17 protein-coding genes are annotated in these 21,690 nt (G+C 46.2%); 13 read left to right on the top strand and 4 right to left on the bottom strand.

Features of this window, described 5'->3' with window-relative positions; all coding sequences use genetic code 11:
• Positions 1-41 precede the first annotated feature (41 nt).
• Complete coding sequence (locus NHB35_RS06680) at positions 42-1,340, top strand: lipase family protein (protein ID WP_353431603.1); 1,299 nt, start codon at positions 42-44, stop codon at positions 1,338-1,340.
• Between the two features lie 61 nt (positions 1,341-1,401).
• On the opposite strand, the gene tal is transcribed toward NHB35_RS06680, so the two are convergent.
• A complete protein-coding gene (gene tal, locus NHB35_RS06675) occupies positions 1,402-2,376 on the bottom strand; it encodes a transaldolase (protein WP_353433416.1) in 975 nt (324 codons plus the stop codon).
• Between the two features lie 79 nt (positions 2,377-2,455).
• Between tal and rpiA the strand changes: the two genes are divergently transcribed.
• Positions 2,456-3,166, top strand: coding sequence for a ribose-5-phosphate isomerase RpiA (gene rpiA / locus NHB35_RS06670; RefSeq protein ID WP_353431602.1), 711 nt, complete (start codon positions 2,456-2,458; stop codon positions 3,164-3,166).
• 282 nt (positions 3,167-3,448) lie between these two features.
• Here the strand turns inward: rpiA and NHB35_RS06665 are convergent, their stop codons facing one another.
• Positions 3,449-3,721 carry an oxidative damage protection protein gene (locus tag NHB35_RS06665; protein ID WP_173955932.1) on the bottom strand — a complete coding sequence of 91 codons (273 nt, stop codon included), beginning with the start codon at positions 3,719-3,721 and terminating at the stop codon, positions 3,449-3,451.
• A gap of 32 nt (positions 3,722-3,753) precedes the next feature.
• The gene (argA, locus tag NHB35_RS06660; RefSeq protein WP_353431601.1) at positions 3,754-5,118 is read right to left on the bottom strand and encodes an amino-acid N-acetyltransferase; all 1,365 of its coding nucleotides are present in this window, start codon (positions 5,116-5,118) and stop codon (positions 3,754-3,756) included.
• A gap of 65 nt (positions 5,119-5,183) precedes the next feature.
• Here argA and hrpA point away from each other — a divergent pair, with 65 nt between their 5' ends.
• From hrpA to NHB35_RS06605, 11 genes are all read left to right on the top strand, one after another.
• Positions 5,184-9,197 (top strand): ATP-dependent RNA helicase HrpA, encoded by a 4,014-nt coding sequence (hrpA, locus tag NHB35_RS06655; protein WP_353433415.1) that lies wholly within the window; start codon positions 5,184-5,186, stop codon positions 9,195-9,197.
• 58 nt (positions 9,198-9,255) lie between these two features.
• Positions 9,256-10,281, top strand: coding sequence for a cytochrome D1 domain-containing protein (locus tag NHB35_RS06650; protein ID WP_353431600.1), 1,026 nt, complete (start codon positions 9,256-9,258; stop codon positions 10,279-10,281).
• Positions 10,282-11,079: a polysaccharide deacetylase family protein gene (locus tag NHB35_RS06645; protein WP_353431599.1), complete on the top strand. Its 798-nt coding sequence runs from the start codon at positions 10,282-10,284 to the stop codon at positions 11,077-11,079.
• A gap of 3 nt (positions 11,080-11,082) precedes the next feature.
• Positions 11,083-12,057, top strand: a complete 975-nt coding sequence (locus NHB35_RS06640; RefSeq protein WP_353431598.1) for a sterol desaturase family protein — start codon at positions 11,083-11,085, stop codon at positions 12,055-12,057.
• A gap of 28 nt (positions 12,058-12,085) precedes the next feature.
• Positions 12,086-12,955, top strand: coding sequence for an EI24 domain-containing protein (locus NHB35_RS06635; protein ID WP_353431597.1), 870 nt, complete (start codon positions 12,086-12,088; stop codon positions 12,953-12,955).
• Positions 12,948-13,823: a molybdopterin-binding protein gene (locus tag NHB35_RS06630; protein WP_353431596.1), complete on the top strand. Its 876-nt coding sequence runs from the start codon at positions 12,948-12,950 to the stop codon at positions 13,821-13,823. Before NHB35_RS06635 ends, NHB35_RS06630 begins: the two co-directional genes overlap by 8 nt.
• A gap of 206 nt (positions 13,824-14,029) precedes the next feature.
• Complete coding sequence (gene glnA, locus NHB35_RS06625; protein WP_353431595.1) at positions 14,030-15,445, top strand: type I glutamate--ammonia ligase; 1,416 nt, start codon at positions 14,030-14,032, stop codon at positions 15,443-15,445.
• An 80-nt stretch (positions 15,446-15,525) separates the two neighbouring features.
• A complete protein-coding gene (glnL, locus tag NHB35_RS06620) occupies positions 15,526-16,593 on the top strand; it encodes a nitrogen regulation protein NR(II) (RefSeq protein ID WP_353433414.1) in 1,068 nt (355 codons plus the stop codon).
• Entirely contained in the window at positions 16,590-18,044 is a 1,455-nt protein-coding gene (gene ntrC / locus NHB35_RS06615; RefSeq protein WP_353431594.1) for a nitrogen regulation protein NR(I), read from the top strand. The genes glnL and ntrC overlap by 4 nt, the downstream gene beginning before the upstream one ends.
• A complete protein-coding gene (xth, locus tag NHB35_RS06610; protein ID WP_353431593.1) occupies positions 18,037-18,885 on the top strand; it encodes an exodeoxyribonuclease III in 849 nt (282 codons plus the stop codon). Before ntrC ends, xth begins: the two co-directional genes overlap by 8 nt.
• A gap of 34 nt (positions 18,886-18,919) precedes the next feature.
• Entirely contained in the window at positions 18,920-19,528 is a 609-nt protein-coding gene (locus NHB35_RS06605; RefSeq protein WP_353431592.1) for a glutathione S-transferase, read from the top strand.
• Positions 19,529-19,547: 19 nt separating this feature from the next.
• Here NHB35_RS06605 and NHB35_RS06600 read toward each other — a convergent pair whose 3' ends face one another.
• Entirely contained in the window at positions 19,548-21,674 is a 2,127-nt protein-coding gene (locus NHB35_RS06600; RefSeq protein ID WP_353431590.1) for a M3 family metallopeptidase, read from the bottom strand.
• Positions 21,675-21,690 lie beyond the last annotated feature (16 nt).

Genomic DNA, 21,690 nt, shown 5'->3' with positions numbered 1-21,690 from the left:
CCTCATGGCTTTAACAACCTGAAATTGGATTGAAGATTTATATGAAGATAACCCTTTTTGTATTAGCTATCAGTTTAGTGTTTGGAATTAAAGCCACTGACGTCTTTGCTGATCCACCAGTACCAGCCTTTTATGCCTCTGTCATGAAGATGGCTCCTGAGGGCAAATTGGGTCAAGTAATCAAGCAGGAAAAAATTGCGACTTCTATTAAGGGCGCAATAGCTTGGAGAATCGCTTATATCTCTTCGGATGTCTTTGGTCGAAAAACAATCTCGACTGGCTTAGTTGTTGCTCCCGCTGGTCCTGCACCAGCAGAAGGGCGTCCAGTGATGACCTGGGCTCATGGCACAACAGGCTCTGCTCAAAATTGTGGCCCATCGCAAGTTCTAGACCCAGCTGTTCCGTTAAATGAATACTTTCTAGTGGGCGGTAATTCTTGGACGGATTACGGTATTCCTGCATTGGAAGAGTTTCTCAAAGAGGGGTATGTTCTAGTGGCGACGGACTACCAAGGCCTGGGTGGTGGCGGGAGACACCAGTACAGTGTTACAGCCACAAATGGTATGGACACAATCAATGCTGCACGTGCGGCGGCCTCCATGAAAGAAACGGGCGCCAATAAAAAGACATTAGTTTATGGTTGGTCTCAAGGAGGTGGCGCCACAATTGCGTTGGCAGGCATGCCTGACTACATTAAGCAAACTGGTACAGCAGCTGATAATCTTCAAGTGCTTGGTTTTGTTGCTTTGGCGCCTCAAGACATATCTATTTTCGCGCCACCAGGTAAATTAGATCAATCCGCAGCGGATAAATTTATTCAAGAGCTGCAAAAGATGTTCTTGGATAGTATTTTTAATTTCACGCACGCGACCATGTTTTATTGGGGAACCCAAGCGGCATTTCCAAATCTCAAGTTAACAGATATTTTTACGGAAGAGGGTGCAAAAGTTGCAAATGAGATTTACAGCAATAAATGTATGCATGTTGCTAGCGACACTTTTAACTTTAACTACAGCACAAGCTATACCAGCTTATTAAAGCAAAAACCAGTAAACACACTAGCTTGGGCTGAGGCGATGGTAAAAGGTGGTGTGCCGGTGGTAAAGCCAGTAGCTCCAGTTCAGATTTACTTTGGCACAAAAGATACTGCCGTCCCTCCATTGATGCATAAGCTATATCAAGATCAAACATGCAAATTAGGCGGTAACGTCGGAAGAATGCAGTTACCTGGTGAGCAATCGCACTTTACTACCCCTGGATCATCTAAGCCGTTTTATATTTCATGGGTAAAGGATCGGGTCGCAGGTAAGCCGTTAGCCAATGCTTGTCCGCAAAATTAAAGCCAAAAGTTTTGCCAAAAAAGGCCGCCTTTAGGCGGTCTTTTAATTTCTAGAACATCTTTTAATTGGCCAACAAAGATTCCAGTTTTTCGGTATCGAGGCAGAAGTTGCGTATTCCTTCGGCTAATTTCTCGGTTGCCATTGCATCATTGTTTAATTGCAAGCGGAAACTAGATTCATCTAGTTTTAGTGGCGTAATGTTTTCAGCGCTCAATGCTGCTTGTGCATTGGCTGCATCGAGCTTTTTACTAATAGCGTTAGTATTGCCGCTTAATTCAGCCAGTAACTCAGGGCTAATCGTTAAAAGATCGCATCCTGCAAGCTCGAGGATTTGGCTGGTATTGCGAAAGCTAGCGCCCATAATCTCTGTAGGTATCCCAAAGTGTTTGTAGTAGTGAAAGATGCGCTTCACTGATGTAACGCCCGGATCATTTGCTCCGCCATTATTGGCGTCACTCCAATTGCTACCTAATTTTGCTTTATACCAATCCGTGATGCGCCCAACAAATGGGGAAATGAGTTTTGCATTGGCGGCACCGCAAGCGGCAGCTTGGACCAGCGAAAAGAGTAGGGTCATATTGCAGTGAATGCCCGATGCCTCCAGTTCTTTTGCAGCAGCAATCCCTTCCCAAGTGCCAGCAAGTTTAATCAAGATTCGTTTGCGATCAATGCCGTGGGATTCATACAGGGCAATTAAATGTTTTGCCTTGGCAACTGTAGCTTTGGTGTCAAAAGAAAGGCGCGCATCTACTTCTGTGGACACGCGTCCAGGAACAATCTTCAGAATCTCTAAGCCGAATGCGACCAGAATGTAATCGACTAAATCTGTAGCACTCATACCTGGGTGGGCTGCCTTTACCGATCGAACCAAGGATTGATAGTTACTTTGCTGGGCAGCCTTCAGAATGAGGGATGGATTGGTAGTCGCGTCTTGCGGCTGGAAAGCCTGCATACGTTCAAAGTCGCCGGTATCAGCTACCACGGTGGTAAATTTTTTGAGTTGCTCGAGTTGGCTTAGGGCTGCGGTGCTGTTCATATCGGGGTCTATGGAGTCAATATCCTGAATATCATATGATAGATGCATTAAAAGCGATGTTCCAGTAAATGGCGGATATATGAATCAGGATCAACTCAAGCAAATGGTGGGCGAGGCCGCCCGTGACGAAGTACTCAAGCTACCGGCTGGTCAAGTATTGGGCGTAGGTACAGGTTCCACCGCTAATTGTTTTATTGATGCCCTAGCTCCGCATAAAGATCATTTTGCTGGCACTGTATCGAGCTCAAATGCAACTACTGAGCGCTTGCTTAAACATGGATTTAAGGTGCTTGATCCTAATGATGTTCAGGGTCTGCCTGCCTATGTGGATGGTGCGGATGAAATTGACCCCAAGGGCAACATGATCAAGGGTGGAGGCGGAGCGCTTACCCGTGAAAAAATTATTGCCTCGATGGCTAAGCAATTTATTTGTATCTGCGATGCTTCTAAGCAGGTGCCTGTGCTGGGTAACTTTGCATTGCCTGTGGAAATCATTCCTCTAGCAAAAGGCGCGGTAACTCGTGAATTAGAAAAGCTGGGCGGTAAAGTCAGCTTGCGCTTAGCCAAGACTACACGCGCAGATTTAAATCAAACACCGAGCGAGGCATTTGTCACTGATAACGGAGGCTGGATATTGGATGTAGCTGGTTTGCAGATTGCCAATCCAGTACAAATGGAAGCGCAAATCAATCAAATAGCAGGCGTGATTACTGTTGGTTTGTTTGCAAAAGAAAAAGCTAATGTACTTCTAGTGAGCAACGCTACTGGCGTTAGTCGGATCACTTACTAGGTTTCAATTTCCTGAGCATTAAAAAACCCGACGGGGTTCCCCCATCGGGTTATTTGCCATGATATGCATGGCGCAGGCTCTCGGAAGGTAATTCGTTCCTTAGCCTATAAGCGCATAGATACGCTTATTTTTAATGGCTTTCGCCAATGTAGCAGGACACAACAACTGCCTTGCTACGGTTTCATCCTATGCCTGCCTTAATTCTGAGTCAACACTAAAAGTCAGGTTTGCAAAAAATAAATCAAAAATAGTTGTGCTGTGGCGCAGCACAACTAAGACTGCTTATTCTGCTGGCGGAACGTAACCCTGTGCTGTGTCAGCGCCACCTTCGAAGAAGTGCTTTTCTACTTGTTTTAATAGGTATTGGCGAGCGCGCGGGTCAGCCATATTAAGGCGATTCTCATTAATCAACATCGTTTGTTGCTTTAACCAACCGGCCCATGCCTCTTTAGAGACTTGATTCCAAATTCGTTTGCCTAGCTCACCAGGAAGTGGAGCGAAATCCAAGCCCTCGGCTTCTTTGTTGAGTTTGATACATTGAACCATCCGTGCCATCTGTAATGCCTTTCCTAATTGCTTAATTTCTTTTACAGGTCTTTAGTTAAAACCATGGACTTGCGGTCCCAGTTGTAAATTTGTTTTCTTTCTTCGGGCAAGTCCTCGACTGTTGCCCGTTTAAAGCCACGCTTCAAGAACCAATGTTCTGTTCTGGTGGTTAAAACAAATAATTTCTTAATGCCTTCTTGCTTAGCGCGCATCTCAATACGCTTTAACAGGCGCTCACCGTCACCAGATCCTTGAACGTCTGGATCAACAGCTAGGCAGGCGAGTTCGCCAACGCCATTTGGAAATGGGAAGAGAGCGGCGCAACCAAAAAGTACCCGGTCATGCTCAATGACGGAGAAACGCTGGATATCACGTTCGATCACATCCTGACCGCGAGCAGCCAAAATACCCTCTTCTTCGAGCGGCATAGTGAGCTGCAAAATACCGCCCACGTCATCCTGATTTGCTTCACGTAAGTTTTCGATATCGGATGAGGCAAGCATCATGCCAATACCATCGTGCGTAAAGAGTTCCTCAAGTAATGCACCATCTTGATTGCAAGGCAAGAAATGCACGCGGCTAACGCCTGCACGGATCGCACGGCCAGCAATATTGAGCATTCCCTTCATGCCAAGATCTAGATCTTTATGCTGCATGACATAGTCTTGCATCTGCGGCATCGAGAGTTCGGTAATGAAATCGCCATCGTCATCTTTAAGACCTTCATAAGGACTCAAGAAGATGAGCTTATCGGCCTTTAGGGCAGCAGCGGTAGACGCGGCGACGTCTTCATAAGCCAAGTTAAATGCTTGACCTGTTGGAGAGAAGCCTAAAGGGGAGAGCAACACAATCTTATTGCTATCTAATGAGAGCTTGATCGATGTAGAGTCAACCTTACGCACTAAACCAGTGTGAATGTAATCAACGCCATCAACTACACCCACTGGCATCGCAGTAATAAAGTTCCCGGAGATCACCGAGATGCGTGAACCAGCCATTGGTGTATTAGGTAGGCCGCGACTAAATGCCGCTTCAATATCAAGACGTAATTCACCGGCAGCCTCTTTGACGCATTCAAGGGCGGCAGCATCGGTAATCCGATAGCTGTGCATTGCACTTTTGCCAAACTTGCTCTTGATCTTGCGTAACTTAAGTTGTTCTTCAATTTGTGGGCGAATGCCATGAACTAGAACGATCCGCATGCCCATAGCGTGCAACATCGCAATATCTTCGATAAGGTTCTCAAGACCAGCTTCCTGAACGAGCTCACCCGCAAAAGCGATCACAAAGGTTTTTTCTCGGAAGCTATGAATGTAGGGCGCGACATCGCGCAACCACCCTACGAATGGGAAGTTGGAGGTAGATTCTTCGGCGTTGGACGCCTGGTTTGGTGCATTTGTCGGCATAGTGAGAAAATTATAGGGTGCAAGAGCCCATAAACCAACAAAAACCCAAGCCAATACCAAAGCCTGTGCCTGCTTCCAACACTGGAAGAAGGCTCGAGATCCGCTTCCCAGAAGAATTACCAGTCTCAGGTCAGCGTCAGCTCATCAAGGATGCCTTGCAAAGCCACCAGGTGGTGATTGTCTGTGGTGAAACGGGGTCTGGCAAAACAACGCAGTTACCTAAGATCTGTTTGGATCTTGGCAGGGGTACGATCAATGGCAGCAAGCTGATTGGCCATACTCAGCCTCGCAGGATTGCCGCAACTGCGACTGCCAAGCGTATCGCTCTAGAGTTGGGTTCGCCAATAGGGCAAGACGTCGGCTACCAAGTACGTTTTGCGGATAAGACGAGCAATACCGCTTCCATCAAATTAATGACAGATGGCATCTTATTGGCTGAGACACAGCGCGACCCTCAGCTACGTGCCTATGACACCCTCATCATCGATGAAGCGCATGAACGTAGTTTGAATATTGATTTCTTATTGGGCTATCTCAGGCAGCTATTACCCAAAAGACCGGACCTTAAACTCATCATTACGTCTGCCACGATTGATGCGCAGCGTTTTGCCGAACACTTTGTTATCAATGGCAAGGTTGCTCCTGTGATTGAAGTGAGTGGCAGGTTATTTCCGGTGGAGCAGCGTTATTCGCCACTCGAGCCTGATGCTAATTCAGAAAATAAGTCTGATACCAAAAAAGAATCGAGAACCGCTAAAGAAATTCCGGAGGCTGTTGCAGAAGAAATTGCCAAGCTTTGGCGAGAGGGTTCTGCTGGCGCAGGTGATGTGTTGGTGTTTTTACCGGGCGAGCGTGAGATTCGGGATTGTGCCGAGGCGCTCCGTAAAGATCATGTCTTGCAGCAACGCTTTCATCCTGAAGTATTGAGTCTTTTTGCGCGTCAATCAGTTGCTGAGCAAGAGAGGGTATTTTCTTCGGGTAATGGACGTCGAATCATTTTGACAACCAACGTTGCCGAGACTTCTTTAACCGTTCCCAATATTCGCTATGTCATTGATAGTGGATTGGCTAGAGTTAAGCGTTATTCCTATCGCAACAAAGTAGAGCAACTACAAATCGAGCCTATCTCACAAGCTGCTGCCAACCAACGTGCAGGGCGTTGCGGACGTGTATCTGATGGTATTTGTGTTCGCCTCTATAGTGAACAAGACTTTCTAAGTCGACCAAAATTTACCGATCCTGAGATTCTGCGTAGCTCATTGGCATCAGTTTTATTGCGCATGAGCGCTTTGCGCTTACCGAAAATCGCACATTTTCCATTCATAGATAAACCCTTAGGAAGGGCAATTGCGGATGGTGTACAACTTTTGGATGAGCTGGGCGCCATTGAATTTGATGAGGCTCAAGCGAGCAATAACAGAGACGGCAAAGAACTGCAAAATAATTTCAAGCTAACGCAAATTGGTAAACAGTTATCTGACTTGCCGCTTGATCCCCGTATTGGTCGCATGTTACTAGCGGCTAAAGAACAAAATGCATTAAAGGAAGTCACGATCATCGCATCTGCCTTAGCAACGCAAGATCCACGCGAACGTCTTATAGAGCAGGCTAGCGCTGCAGACCAAGCACACTTGCAATTTGCAGATGAGCGCTCTGAGTTCTTGAGCTTTGTAAAGCTCTGGAATTGGTACCAAGATGCCCTACAACACAAGCATAGTAATCGTCAGCTAGAGAATTTATGTCGTAGTAAATTTCTATCACCACGTCGTATGCGTGAATGGCGTGATGTGCATGGGCAATTACATACCATGCTTGGTGAGAAGGGCTGGAAGGAAAATGGCCTTGCTGCCACCTATGAGCAAATCCATTTATCTCTACTAACTGGCTTACTTGGCTTTGTTGCTAAAAAAGAAGAGGATGAGAAGTCTCAAGACCGCAATAGCAAAACGGGTGGCTATGTAGGCGCTCGCGGCATTCGTCCATTTATTTGGCCTGGTTCCACCATTGGCAAAAAGGCGGGTGCATGGATTTTGGCGGGTGAGTTGCAGGAAACCAGTCGCATGTATGCGCGCACCATTGCAAAAATTGAGCCTCAGTGGGTTGAGAAGGTTGCCGCGCATAGATTAATTAAATCCTTGAGCGATCCATTTTGGGATGCCCGCCAAGGCGAAGTGATGGCATTTGAGCGTGCCACCCTATATGGTCTGCCAATCTACCATGGTCGCCGAGTGCGCTATGAGCCTCACGATGCACAAGAAGCGCGCGAACTTTTTATTCGTCATGCATTAGTTCAAGAGGAACTATTTGGGCGCATGGATACGCCTGCACTACAACGCGAAACAGAAGCCGATGCTAAACGCAAATATTCAAATTCTTTTGGCTTCTTCTGGCACAACCACCGCTTAGTGAAAGAGATCGAAGCTTTAGAGCATCGCTCACGCCGTCCTGATGTCTTGGTGGATGATGATCTTTTATTTGCCTTTTATGACTCTCGCATACCAAAGGATGTTTGCAAGCGAGAGGGTCTTAAGAGTTATCTAAATAAAAACCCCGATCTTGATTCTCAGTTACGCCTAGCAAAAGTAGATCTGATGCGGCATGAGGCGGCAGGTATCACCGTTGATCGTTACCCTAAGACCATGAAAGTGGGTGGTGCACAGCTTAATTTAACGTACCACTTTGAACCAGGCAGTCCCAAGGATGGCGTAACTGTTGTAGTGCCACTGGCGCAACTCAATCAAATTGATGGACGTCGCTGCGATTGGTTAGTACCAGGAATGTGCGAAGAAAAGATTCTGTTGTTGCTGAAGACGCTGCCACAAAAACTGCGACGTCATTGTGTTCCGTTGCCTGATTACGCCAAGTCTTATTTAGAGCGCAAGCTCGAGAGTAATCAATTTGGCGTGGGTGACTTTTTAGATAGCCTGATTGATGACATTCGGCAAGAGCGTGGCCTAGAAATCAAGAGAACAGATTTTCGGCTAGAGGCACTACCACCGCATTGCTTTATGAACTTCCGCTTGATTGATGAGCACGGACGCCAATTAGAGCTCGAACGTAACCTAGCCCGATTGCGTTCTGAATACGGTCAAACGGCACGCGAGGCTTTTCAGGCCGTAACCCAAGACATAGCTAGCGTCGAATTGGGTATTGACCAAGTGAAGGTCACGAATGCCAAAGAGCAGGCATCACAACAGGCTCGTAAGGTAGAGCAGGGTGGTTACCGTACTTGGGAGTTTGGTGAGCTTCCAGAAACTCTAGAAATCGTCAAGGGCAACAAGACGCTCTTTGGTTATCCTGCCTTGATTGATCGTGGTGATTATTGCGATCTCGAAGTATTTGATGATTTATTAGAAGCTCGCAAGCAGCATGCTCAGGGTTTGCGTCGACTCTTTGCTTTAAGCAATAAAGACACCTTAAAAGCACTGCAAAAGCAATTACCTGGTATTCGGGAGATTGGTTTGCTCTTTATCAATATTGGTTCAGTTGATAGTTTGCTAGAGCAAATTCTCAACCTTTCAGTAGAGCGTGCTTTCATGGCAGAACCACTTCCCAATACGGCTGAGTTATTTACGCAGAGACTTCAAGAGGGCAAACCAAGACTAGCATTGATTGCCCAAGAGATTGCGCGCCATGCTCTGGCTGCTTTACAAGCCTACGCTGATTTACAAAAAAAGATGGCACAAGCAAAAGCCGCCTCTCCAACTGCATATGCAGATATTCAGATGCAAATGCAGGGATTAATCTTTGGTAGGTTTATTGCTGAGATCCCCTATACGCAATTGGTGCATTTACCGCGATACCTAAAAGCCATTGCATTACGAATCGACAAGATGCGATCAAATCCGGTTCGCGATGCACAGTGCCAAAAAGATTGGGAGTCGGTAGCAAGACCATGGCAAAAGCTTATGCAGGGAAGTCGGGGGTCTGCTGCCTATGTAATGGAGGGTGACCAAGCCCTGATGGATTTTCGGTGGCAACTAGAAGAGTTAAGGGTGGCTCTATATGCCCAAGAGCTTAAAACACCTACGCCAATGTCGCTTAAGCGTTTAGAAAAAGTTTTGGCCAGCTTGCGCTAGGTCAAATTTGACCTCTCAGAAGGGGCTTTATTCATTCTGCATTGCTTACAATATAGCTATGCACATATTTATCAAGATTAGAACTTTTGGCGCTGTTGTCTTTTTCCTTGGTTTAGCCTTCGCCAATGCTCAAATACCTGCTTACGCGCAAACCAGTGCCTCTAATGCTCCAGCGCAGCCAAAGTTAGCTGTCATTCTGAATTCTGGTTCAGCCTCTGTCAGCCTGATCGATATGCAAACCCGTGAAGTAATTAAGACGATACCAGTCGGCAAAGAGCCCCATCACTTGATGATGACTCCAGACCAAAAGACTTTATTGATTGCCAATGCAGCTGGCAATGATGTGGTTTTGATGAATCCTATTAGTGGTGAAATCACAGGGCGTGTGCCAAATATCATCGACCCATACCAAATTGGTTATTCCCCAAATCACAAATGGTTTGTAGCGAATGGTAATCGTTTGGATCGAGTGGATATCTATGCTGCAAATGGCGCTGACCTGAAGTTGGCTAAGACAGTTAAATTAGCTAAGACGCCAAGTCATATTGCCTTTACCTCAGATAGCAAGATCGCATTTATTACTCTGCAAGACTCCAGCGAGCTTGCGGCAATTGATCTTGAAACACAAAATGTTCTGTGGGTGATGCCTACAGGTAAGGTGCCTGCTGGATTATGGATGACACCTGGTGATCAATATCTATTAGTTGGCATCACTGGTGAAGACAATGTACAAGTCATTGATTGGAAAAACCGCAAAGAGGTAAAGCGAATCTTTACAGGCAAAGGCGCTCATAACTTTCGCCCCCTAGGCGATAAGAAGCATGTCTTTGTGAGCAATCGCATTGCTTCCACAATCAGCTTAATCAATATGCAAACCTTGGAAAAGGTGGGCGATATTACCGGCCTTCCTTCGGGGCCTGATGATATGGAAATTACCCCAGATGGAAAGACAATGTGGGTCACCTTCCGATTTGCTAAGAAGGCGGGAGTCATTGATATTCCTTCCATGAAACTGGTGAGCGTCATACCAGTGGGTAAGTCACCTCACGGCGTCTTCTTTTATCCTAGGGCAGCATGGGAATAAATGGCTAAGGTGATCATGCGTAATCACTTCATTGATTTTGCAGCCGCGCTCATGCTCGGCTGTTTTTCATTGGGCGTGAGTGCTCAGGCGCAGACTCCAGCGTGTAATAAAACGGTATATCTAACGTTTGATACTGGCAATATGTCTGTTGCGGAAAAGGTTGCTGAGATATTAAAGAGACAGAATCTTAAAGCTACTTTTTTCTTAGCGAATGAAAAAACCTTTAGAGGTGACTACGCCTTAGATGATGCATGGAAACCATATTGGCAAGCACTAGCAAAAGATGGGCATCACTTTGGCAGTCATACCTATGACCACACTTATTTTGTTAAAGATGGGCCCAAAGGCGAGGTATTTGAAAAGCCGCAGTTTGGCTCTAAAGCAGGTATGACTGTTTTGTATAACGAGGCGGCGATGTGCAAAGAGATTCGTCGAGTGGATCAACGCTTTGTGGAATTAACGAGTCAACCTTTGCAAAAAATTTGGCGTGCTCCCGGGGGTAAGACTTCCCCAACCCTAATTCGGATGGGGGATATGTGTGGCTATCAACATATTGGCTGGGCTCCAGCAGGATTCTTGGGTGATGAGCTCAACTCTGACAAGTATCCCAATCAGTTTCTTCTGGAGAAGGCCAGTAAGGGTATTCAGGATGGCGATATCACCATGGCGCACCTAGGCATCTGGTCTAGAAAGGATCCATGGGCCCCTGCTGTGCTTGAGCAATTAATTATCAATTTGAAGCAGCGCGGCTTTTGTTTTGGCTTGCTACCCAAAAATTCGGAGAATCAGTCAAAATAAAGCATGGCTTGGACTGATATTACCTCTACGATTTCAGGTGCTTACGGCAGCATTCAGGAATGGCTATTTACCAATATTGTTGGGCCAGTTCTTTATCAGTTTGATTTGATGTCATGGGCTGAAGATGTCTTTGACGGAATTGATTGGTTTCTGTTCGGCTGTATTCAAATCATTCTGATTTTGCTAGCACTTCGCACATGGGAGAGAGTGCAACCAGCGGAAGTGCAGGAGCGTTTTGCATCATCTACAAAAGCGGATGTGTTTTACACAGTCTTTCATCGCTTGGGTATCTTTCACGGATTGATGTTTATTGCTTTATCCGGATTCTTCTTTGAAATTGATTCGATATTGCATGATTTCCGATTTGATCGTTTCAATGTCGAAAATTGGTGGCCTAGTATTACTTCTATTCCGGTTGTAAGTTTTGTTATTTACCTAATCTTGTTGGACTTAGTGGATTATCTTTACCACCGCGCCTCTCATGCGTTTAATTGGTGGTGGCAATTGCATGCCCTACACCATAGTCAAACCGTCATGACTGCTTGGTCTGATAATCGCAATCATTTTCTTGATGACATCATGCGAGCGACAGTTATGGCATTTTTTGCATTGTTATTTGGTGTCTCACCAGGACAATTTGTTGCTTTAGTTGCTATTAGTCAGTTCATCCAAAGCTGGCAACACGCCAACATCAAAAGCGATTTGGGCATGGCGCGGTATTTGCTCATTTCTCCGATGTATCACCGCATGCACCATGCCGTGGGTTATGGTCATGAGGCACAAGGCAAGCCTGGGGTACTAGGGGGTTGTAATTTTGGGGTGTTATTTCCTTGGTGGGACATGATCTTTAAGACTGCCATTTTTCCAAAGGCCGTATATCCCACTGGCGTGCGAAACTTAACGGTCTCGCAAAATATCGTGACACAACAATGGCAGGGATTGGTACACGCAGCGCGTGAGTTGTTTGCTAAAAAGTAAACCAAAGCGTTAGCGAGTTAGGGGTTATATGGTCGGTATTCAGCAAGTATTTAAATCGTTTGGGCTTGCATTAGTGGGAACGATGCATCCACGGATGTTGTGGTTAAGCTTGCGCCCATTTTTAATTGTGTCAGTACTATGGGGCTGCCTCATTTGGCTTACTTGGACGCCAGCGCTCGAAGCGCTCAGTATTTTCCTGACCAACTCGATATTCACGAGTTGGATACAAGAGGGTTTAGTGTGGGCTGGTTTTGATAACGCAAGAGCGTGGATTGCGCCTTTGTTCTTCGTGATGCTAATCATTCCACTGATCACGATTAGCTTGCTGGTGTTGATTGCCTTTTCTACCGTACCTTCGATTGTCAATATTGTTGCTAGGCAATCTCAGTACCATGGCTTAGAGCGAAGACAGGGCGGGGGATTCTTTGGTAGTCTGATCTACACGCTTTGGTCTGCTCTAATTTGTTTAGCGCTGGTTTTGTTGACCTTGCCAGTATGGTGGGTACCACCGCTTGTTGCCATATTGCCGCCTTTGCTTTGGGGCTGGTTAACAATGCGCCTCATGTCCTATGACGTCTTGGCAAAACATGCCAGCACAGAAGAGCGCGATCTCTTAATTGAAAAATACCGTTGGCCATTATTGGTCATGGGTATCGCATCAGGAATGTTGGGGGCTGTACCTACATTCTTTTGGGCGACATCTGCATTAGCCTTAGTACTCTTTCCAGTGGTAAGTTTTGTGGCGCTCTGGATTTACTCCCTTATTTTTGTTTTTGCTGCGCTATGGTTTACCCACTTCCTATTGGATGCTTTAAGCGCCTTAAGACAAGAAGAGCTGGATAAGGCCTTAACCGTGCCAACACGTGTGATTGAAGCGGAGCTTCCTTATCATGGCTGATGCGATGGATAATGCACTCAAAAAAGTGGGGATTGATGCTCCAGAGGGCGAAGCTAGAGCAATTAGACGCTTTGGTCTAATTGTGATTGGCGATGAAATTTTGTCGGGTCGTCGTCAAGATAAACATATGAGCAAGCTCATCGAGTTATTGACTGAGCGCGGCTTAAGTTTAAGTTGGGCTCGATATGTTGCCGATGATCCTGCGCAAATTACTGCGACATTAAGAGATAGCTTTGCAAGCGGCGATGTGGTCTTTAGTACAGGCGGCATTGGCGCCACACCAGATGATCACACGCGACAGTGTGCTGCATTAGCACTTGGTACCAAAATAGAATTGCATCCAACTGCTAGAGAATTAATTGCAGGACGCATTCAGTCGATGGCCGAGGGGGATCCTGTGAAGGCGGATCTAAATACCCCAGAGAATCAACATCGTTTTAAGATGGGTGAGTTTCCGATTGGTAGTGACATCATTCCTAATCCCTACAATCAAATTCCAGGATTTAGAATCAAAGAGCATCATTTTCTTCCCGGGTTTCCAGTCATGGCCGCGCCAATGATGACGTGGTGCTTAGATACTCATTACAAAAACTTGTTTCATCAAGAGAATTGGGCTGAGCGCAGCTTCATCGTGCCCAAAGGTATTGAATCGACTTTGACTCCTCTAATGGAGCGTATTGAAGCAAATTTTCCGGGGGTAAAGGTCTTCAGTCTCCCTTCGGTGGGGGACGCTGCCAGGGGTGGAGTGTACGCTCAGAGGCATATCGAACTGGGCATCAAAGGCAATGCTAATTTGCTAGAAAATGCTTGGATAGCCTTAAGAGCCGGGACTCAAGAGCTGGGTTACGAGATTCACGATATTGCCTGAGCTATTTATGCCCTAAAAAGGTGCAAAATAGGCATTTCTATAGCTTAATGCGGGTATTCTGGCACTTAAATAGTGCAATAATGACTGTTCCCCGTTGTTTGCTTCAGTAAATTACATACATCCGAGAGGCATGTTGCATGCCTGGAATGAACAAGGGTGTATGCCTTAGTTTTGGATTCCAAGTTTAGTTAATAGAGGAGAGCTGCATGACGAAGACCGTCGCCGATGTGATGAAGTTAGTTAAAGAGAAAGAATGTACTTTCGTTGATTTCCGCTTTGTTGATACAAAGGGTAAAGAGCAACATACAACGGTACCTATTTCTGCTTTTGACGAAGACAAGTTTGAGAGCGGTCATGCATTTGACGGTTCTTCTATCGCGGGTTGGAAGGGTATTGAAGCTTCCGACATGTTATTGATGCCAGATCCAACAGCTGCTTACATTGACCCGTTCTATGAAGAGCCAACTTTGGTTCTCACTTGTGATGTGATCGAGCCATCAGATGGCAAAGGCTACGATCGCGATCCACGTTCAATCGCTAAGCGCGCTGAAGCGTATTTGAAGAGCTCCGGTTTAGGTGATGCAGCTTACTTTGGTCCAGAGCCAGAATTCTTTATTTTTGACGGCGTTCGTTGGGGTGCCGACATGCAAGGTTGTTTCGTGAAGATTGATTCCGAAGAGGCTCCATGGTCATCAGGTGCTGAGATTGAAGGCGGCAACACTGGTCACCGTCCAGGCAAGAAGGGTGGTTACTTCCCAGTTGCTCCAGTAGATACATTCCAAGATATGCGTTCTGAAATGTGTTTGATCCTTGAATCATTGGGCATTCCAGTTGAAGTGCATCACCATGAAGTTGCTGGTCAAGGTCAAAACGAATTGGGTACGAAGTTCAGCACATTGGTACAGCGTGCCGATTGGACTATCTGGCAAAAGTATGTGATTCAGAACGTAGCTCATGCATATGGCAAGACAGCTACTTTCATGCCTAAGCCAGTCGTTGGTGACAATGGTTCTGGTATGCACGTTCACCAATCTGTTTGGAAGAACGGAGAGAACTTGTTTGCTGGTAATGGTTACGCTGGTTTGTCAGAGTTTGCTCTCTACTACATCGGTGGCATCATCAAGCACGCACGCGCATTGAATGCGATTACTAACCCAGGTACAAACTCATACAAGCGTTTGGTTCCAGGCTTTGAAGCTCCTGTGAAGTTGGCTTACTCGGCACGTAACCGTTCTGCTTCCATCCGTATTCCGCACGTATCTAATCCTAAGGGTCGTCGTATCGAGACTCGCTTCCCAGATCCGTTGGCTAACCCATACTTGGCATTCTCTGCGTTGTTGATGGCAGGTTTGGATGGTGTGCAGAACAAGATTCATCCTGGCGAAGCTGCGGATAAGAACTTGTATGACTTGCCACCAGAAGAAGATGCAAAGATTCCAACCGTTTGCCACAGCTTAGATCAAGCTTTGGAAGCCTTGGATAAAGATCGTGAGTTCTTGACTCGTGGCGGTGTATTTACAAATTCAATGCTCGACGCATACATCGCGTTGAAGAATGAGGATGTCACACGTTTCCGTATGACTACTCATCCAATTGAATTCGATATGTACTACTCCCTGTAAGCGAAGGAGAGAACTTGAGCGCAGGTTTGTTGCGCAATTCGTTCAAAGGAGCAGCTACGGCTGCTTCTTTTTTTCCGACATTGCTCGATCAGATGCCCAATGCCATCGTGGTATTTGAGGCGGAGAACCAACAATTGGTTTATGTGAACCCAGCCGCGGAATCTGCGCTGGATCTGTCACGTAAGTCGCTTGAGGGTCAATCTGTGCATGATTTATTTGGCGATAACCGAGCTCTCAACGGTATGATCAATGACATTAAGCAGGGTCATGTGATGGCTCAGCGTCAAGAGATGGTATTGCATTCATTACCAGGAAGTATTCATCAGGACTCTATACCGGCGCATGTCGTAATTGCGGCATTAGAGGATCCTACATTGATCATGATGGAATGGTTTCCGATTGATCAGCAGTTACGAAGCGAACGTGACGAGCGTGTGACGCAACAAGTAGAGGCAAATAAGCAGTTGATGCGCAATCTAGCGCATGAGATTAAAAATCCATTGGGGGGTATTCGTGGGGCGGCTCAGCTTTTGGAGTTTGAGTTGCCAGAGAAAGGCTTACGTGAATACACGCAGGTCATCATCAAGGAATCAGACCGACTGCAAACGCTGGTAGATCGACTACTGGCGCCACACCGCAAGGCTCATGTGGTTGAGTCGTTTAATGTGCATGAGGCATTAGAGCGTGTGCGCAGCTTGGTGTTGGCCGAGTTCCCAAAAGGTCTTCGCATTATTCGTAACTATGACACCAGTTTGCCCGACATTATGGGTGACCGCGAACAACTGATTCAAGCAGTTCTGAATATTGTGCATAACGCTGCACAAGCTTTATCCGAAGAGATTAGTCAGGGTACTGCGCAAATAGAATTAAAAACCCGTGTGGCTCGTTCAGTCACGATTGCAAAAAAACGCTATAAGTTGGCAATGGATTTGCATGTAATTGATAATGGACCTGGCATACCTAAAGAAATTATTGATCGCATCTTCTTCCCCTTGGTCTCAGGGCGTGAGGGAGGTAGCGGTTTGGGTTTAACTCTGGCGCAAACATTTGTTCAGCAACATCAGGGCTATATTGCCTGTGATAGTCGTCCTGGACGTACCGTTTTTCATATTCAAATTCCATACCGTAACCGGGAGAGGGCATCATGAAACCAGTCTGGATTGTCGACGACGACCAATCTATTCGTTGGGTATTAGAAAAAGCTTTGGCGCGAGAGAATGTACCATTCAAGAGCTTTTCTAATCCAAATGATGTGCTCAATGCACTGGAAAAAGAGGCTCCACAGGTTTTAATTTCCGATATTCGAATGCCTCGTGGAAATGGTTTAGATTTATTACAGCATGTCAAAGTCACTCACCCTCATTTGCCAGTGATCATCATGACGGCTTATTCAGATCTGGACTCCGCAGTCTCCTCCTTTCAAGGTGGTGCATTTGAGTATCTTACAAAGCCATTTGATGTCGAGAAGGCAGTAGAGCTGATACATCGCGCAGTAGAGCAGGGCGTTAGGGGTGATGCCAGCGCGAAAGAGACGGCAGCTTGGAGACAGGATTCCACTGAAATTATCGGCCAAGCACCTGCGATGCAGGAGTTGTTTCGAGCAATTGGCCGTTTAGCGCAATCGCATGCGACCGTGCTAATTACTGGCGAGTCAGGTTCAGGTAAAGAACTAGTTGCTCAAGCTTTGCATCGACATAGTCCACGTGCAAAAGGACCATTTGTATCACTGAGCACTTCAGCTGTGCCAAAAGATTTATTGGAATCTGAGTTGTTTGGTCATGAGCGTGGTGCTTTTCCGGGCGCGCAGACCTTGCGTCGCGGTCGCTTAGAGCAAGCAGATGGCGGGACATTATTTTTAGGGGAGATTGGTGACCTACCATTCGATCTACAGACTCGCCTATTGCGAGTGTTAACAGACGGACATTTCTATCGCTTGGGTGGTCAAGACCCTATCAAGGCAAATGTACGCATTATTGCCTCAACCCATCAAAATCTTGAGCAGCGTGTAGCAGCTGGCTTATTCCGTGAAGATCTTATGCATCGCCTGAATGTGATTCGCTTGCGTATGCCTGCTTTACGTGAACGCTCTGAGGATATTCCAGCACTTGCTAAACATTTCATGATGATCTGTGCAAAGTCGCTAGGTGTGGAGCCTAAAAAACTCTCAGACGAGGTTCTAAAGGAGATGACTGCAATGCCGTTTCCAGGTAATGTGCGTCAATTGGAAAATCTCTGCCATTGGTTAACCGTGATGACTCCTGCAAATGTGGTGGGGGTTGGTGATTTACCCGCTGACATCATTTCACAGGCTGGTGAGCAGCCCATTCTGATTCAAGGAGAGTCGTCTTCTACTGCAAACACGATATCTGCAAAGACGGGTTCTTCTGATTGGGAGAGCGGCTTGTCTCGTTTAGCGGTAAAGATGCTCCAAGATGGCGATAAAGCCGTTTTTGATGCTCTGAACTTGCGGTTTGAGAAGGCAGTATTACAGGCGGCTTTAGAGGTAACACGTGGTCGCCGTGTAGAGGCGGCGCAGCGTCTGGGCATTGGTCGCAATACGATTACTCGTAAATTGCAGGAACTCGGAATCGATGACTGATTCGATTCGAATTGCTGCCTGGAATGTGAACTCCTTAAAAGTTCGTCTTCCACACGTACTTCGTTGGTTGCAGGACCAGGAAAAAAAGCAACAAGCGATTGATGCGGTCTGTTTGCAAGAACTCAAGCTAACGGATGATAAGTATCCGCATCAAGAGTTAGAGGCTGCGGGTTATCTTAGCCTGGCGGCAGGCCAGAAAACTTATAACGGGGTGGCAATTATTGTGCGTAAGGCAGCGCTAGCACCTATCGCAACCGATGTGAATACGACTTTTTTAAAGCCCGTACGAAATATGCCCAATTTTGAAGATGAGCAACAGCGCATCTTGGCTGCGACTATTCCTTTTGCAGGTATGCAACCGATACGTTTAGTCTCTGCCTATTTTCCAAATGGACAATCACCTGAGAGCGATAAATTTACCTATAAATTAAATTGGTTGAGTTCTCTGCAGTCTTGGTTGGCGAGTGAGTTAGAGCAAAATCCACGCTTAGCGTTATTAGGGGACTTTAATATTGCGCCAGCCGATGAGGATGTGCATGATCCAAAAGCATGGGAAGGGCAGAACTTGGTTTCGCCACCAGAGCGCGAAGCATTCCAATCTCTAGTTGGCCTTGGGTTGCATGATTCATTCAGAATGTTTGAACAAGCGCCTAAAACGTATAGCTGGTGGGACTATCGCATGATGGGGTTTCGTCGCAATGCAGGCCTACGAATCGATCATATTTTATTGAGCGATGCCCTCAAAGAAAAATGCAGCGCTAGCATCGTAGATAAAGAGCCAAGAACCTGGGGGCAGCCATCCGACCATGCGCCAGTGATTGCGCAAATCAAAAAATCATAAGCAGTCCTAAGCAATTATTGATGGCGATGAAGTGATGACGGCAATTTTGTACTCCTACCGCCGGTGCCCTTATGCTATGAGAGCGCGCATGGCTTTAAAGTATGCTGGCATTAAAGTCCAGATACGAGAAATCTCACTCAGAGATAAGCCTGAATCGATGTTGCGCATTTCCCCTAAAGGGACAGTGCCTGTTCTACAGGCTGACGATCTTGTTCTAGAGCAAAGTCTGGACATCATGCATTGGGCCCTTAAGCAGTCTGACCCTGACGGGTGGCTGACAATTGATCGGCAACTTGCTCAAGTATGGATTGCCAAGAATGACGGCCCCTTTAAGAAGTTGCTAGACCAATACAAATACCCAAATCGCTATCCTGAATTAATACCTGCTGAAGTTTTGGGTAATGCAATCGAAGTGATGCTCCAACCTATGGAAGGTGCCCTTGAATCACATCCTTATTTGATGGGGGCAAAGTTAAGCTGGGTAGATATTGCGATCTTTCCTTTCATTCGCCAGTTTTCCATGGTTAATCCACAGCAATTTGAAGGCTTGCCATTTGCTCAGCTAAAGCGTTGGCTTTCTGGCAGACTGGAATCAAAGCTATTTCAGTCAGTAATGGAAAAATTTCCCACCTGGGTTGAATAATTTCCATGCTTTGCTAGCTTTAAGTAAGGCCGCCGTGTCGTAGGAGAGCATCAATGCTTGGCTCTCGACCACGAAAGGCTTTGAAGGACTCGGCAGCGGGGCGACTACCTCCAACCTCTAGGATTTCTTTACGATAACGCGCGCCAGTAACTGGATCTAGAATAGATCCTGTTAGTTTTGCAGCCTCTTCGAATGCAGAGTACGCATCAGCAGATAAGACTTCAGCCCATTTATAGCTGTAATAACCAGCTGCATAACCTCCAGCGAAGATATGACTAAAAGTATTAATCCATCGAGAAATCTCAGGCTGTGGGATGACATTGAATTCATTGGCTATCTTGCGAGACAAATCCAGAACCGCTTGGCCTTGAGCAGACTTTGCATCAAAGTGTGAGTGTAATCTCCAGTCCGTTAGTGACATGAAGATTTGGCGCAGCGTCATCCAGCCATTTTGAAAGTTTTTCGCAGCTAGCATTTTTTCGAAAAGCTCACGCGGCAAAGGTCTGCCGTTTTCCACATGAGAGGTCATCTTTTCTAAAACTTCCCATTCCCAGCAGAAGTTTTCCATAAACTGGCTTGGTAACTCAACTGCGTCCCACTCCACGCCATTGATGCCAGAAACCCCTAAAGCGCTTACTTGGGTTAGAAGGTGATGCAGGCCATGACCGCTTTCATGGAAGAGGGTAATGACATCATCGTGGGTAATAGTGGGTTGACGTAAAACACCATCCACTTTGACGGGTGGAGCAAAGTTACAGACCAAATACGCTACTGGTATTTGAATCTCGCCATTGGGTAATTCTCTTCGGCCACGCGCATCATCCATCCAAGCCCCACCACGCTTACCTGGGCGAGCATAGGGATCTAAATAAAAATACGCACGCAACTTACCTGAGAGATCCTTCACTGCAAACGATTGCACATCTGTATGCCAAGTGGGTAAGCTGGCGGATTCAATCTTGACATTAAATAAGGTTTGAATGACACCAAATAGACCTTCTAACACTTTCGGCAAAGGAAAGTATTGCTTTAATTCATTTTCAGAAAACGCATATCGAGATTGTTTTAAACGCTCCGAGGCAAAAGCCATATCCCAAGGCTCAATACCATCTGCCAAACCAAGTTCGTTTTTTGCAAAAGCGCAAAGTTCATCCCAGTCACGCTTAGCGTAAGGTTTGGATTTAATTGCGAAATCAGTTAAGAAGCGATCAACCTCATCAACAGTATTGGCCATTTTGGGGGCAAGACTCAGCGCGGCAAAATTGGCAAAGCCAAGCATACGCGCTTCTTCGTCACGCAATCGCAATTGCTCCAGCATGTTTTGTGTGTTATCCCACTCTGCTTTGCCTTTGCCGAATTGGGGCCCCAACTCGGAAGAACGGGTGATATAAGCCTCATACATAAGGCGGCGTAATGCCCGGTTTTCTGAATACTGCATGACTGGGTAATATGAAGGAAAGTGCAGAGTGAATGCCCATCCTTGCAAACCCTTTTGCTGAGCAATGTCGGCCGCTGCGGCTTTTACATCATCTGGTAAGCCAGTTAGCTCAGACTCATCAGTTACATGATGAACAAAATGATCAGTGGCATCTAAAACATGGTCAGAGAATGCTTTCCCTAATACCGCTTGCTCATCTTGAATCTGAGCAAAGCGAGGTTTATCTGCATCACTCAACTCCGCACCACCAAGCCGGAAGTCTCTTAGGGAGTTTTCTATTACTTTTTTCTGCGCACGGCTCAGTTTTGCAAACTCAGGACTCTTGCTGAGCTCTTTAAACTTTTGATATAGGTCTAAGTTTTGTCCAAGGCTAGAGAAAAATGCAGTTACCTCGGGAAGCATTGCACCATAAGCTACTCGAAGCTCAGGCGTATCAGCTACGCTATTTAAATGAGAAATGACCCCCCAAGATCTACCTAAGGCCTCTGTAGCATCCTCTAATGGTTCTGCTAATTGATCCCAAGTGGCTGGAGTGTTTGGGTTAGTGGCAAGATCAACAGCGCTTTGGGCGCGCTTTAGTAGCCACCCAATCGCTGGCGTAATGTGTTCTGGTTTTACTTCTGAATAGGAAGCAATTCCTCGACCAAAAGCAAGTAGAGGATTATTTTGTAATTCTGGGGAAAGGGTAGCAAGAGGGGATGTATTCATCCCTCTAGCTTAATGG

The organism is Polynucleobacter sp. MWH-UH23A, assembly GCF_040409805.1.
GTDB lineage: Bacteria > Pseudomonadota > Gammaproteobacteria > Burkholderiales > Burkholderiaceae > Polynucleobacter.
The sequence above is the reverse complement of the archived record's forward strand: the minus strand, read 5'-3'. Positions and strand labels throughout refer to the sequence as shown.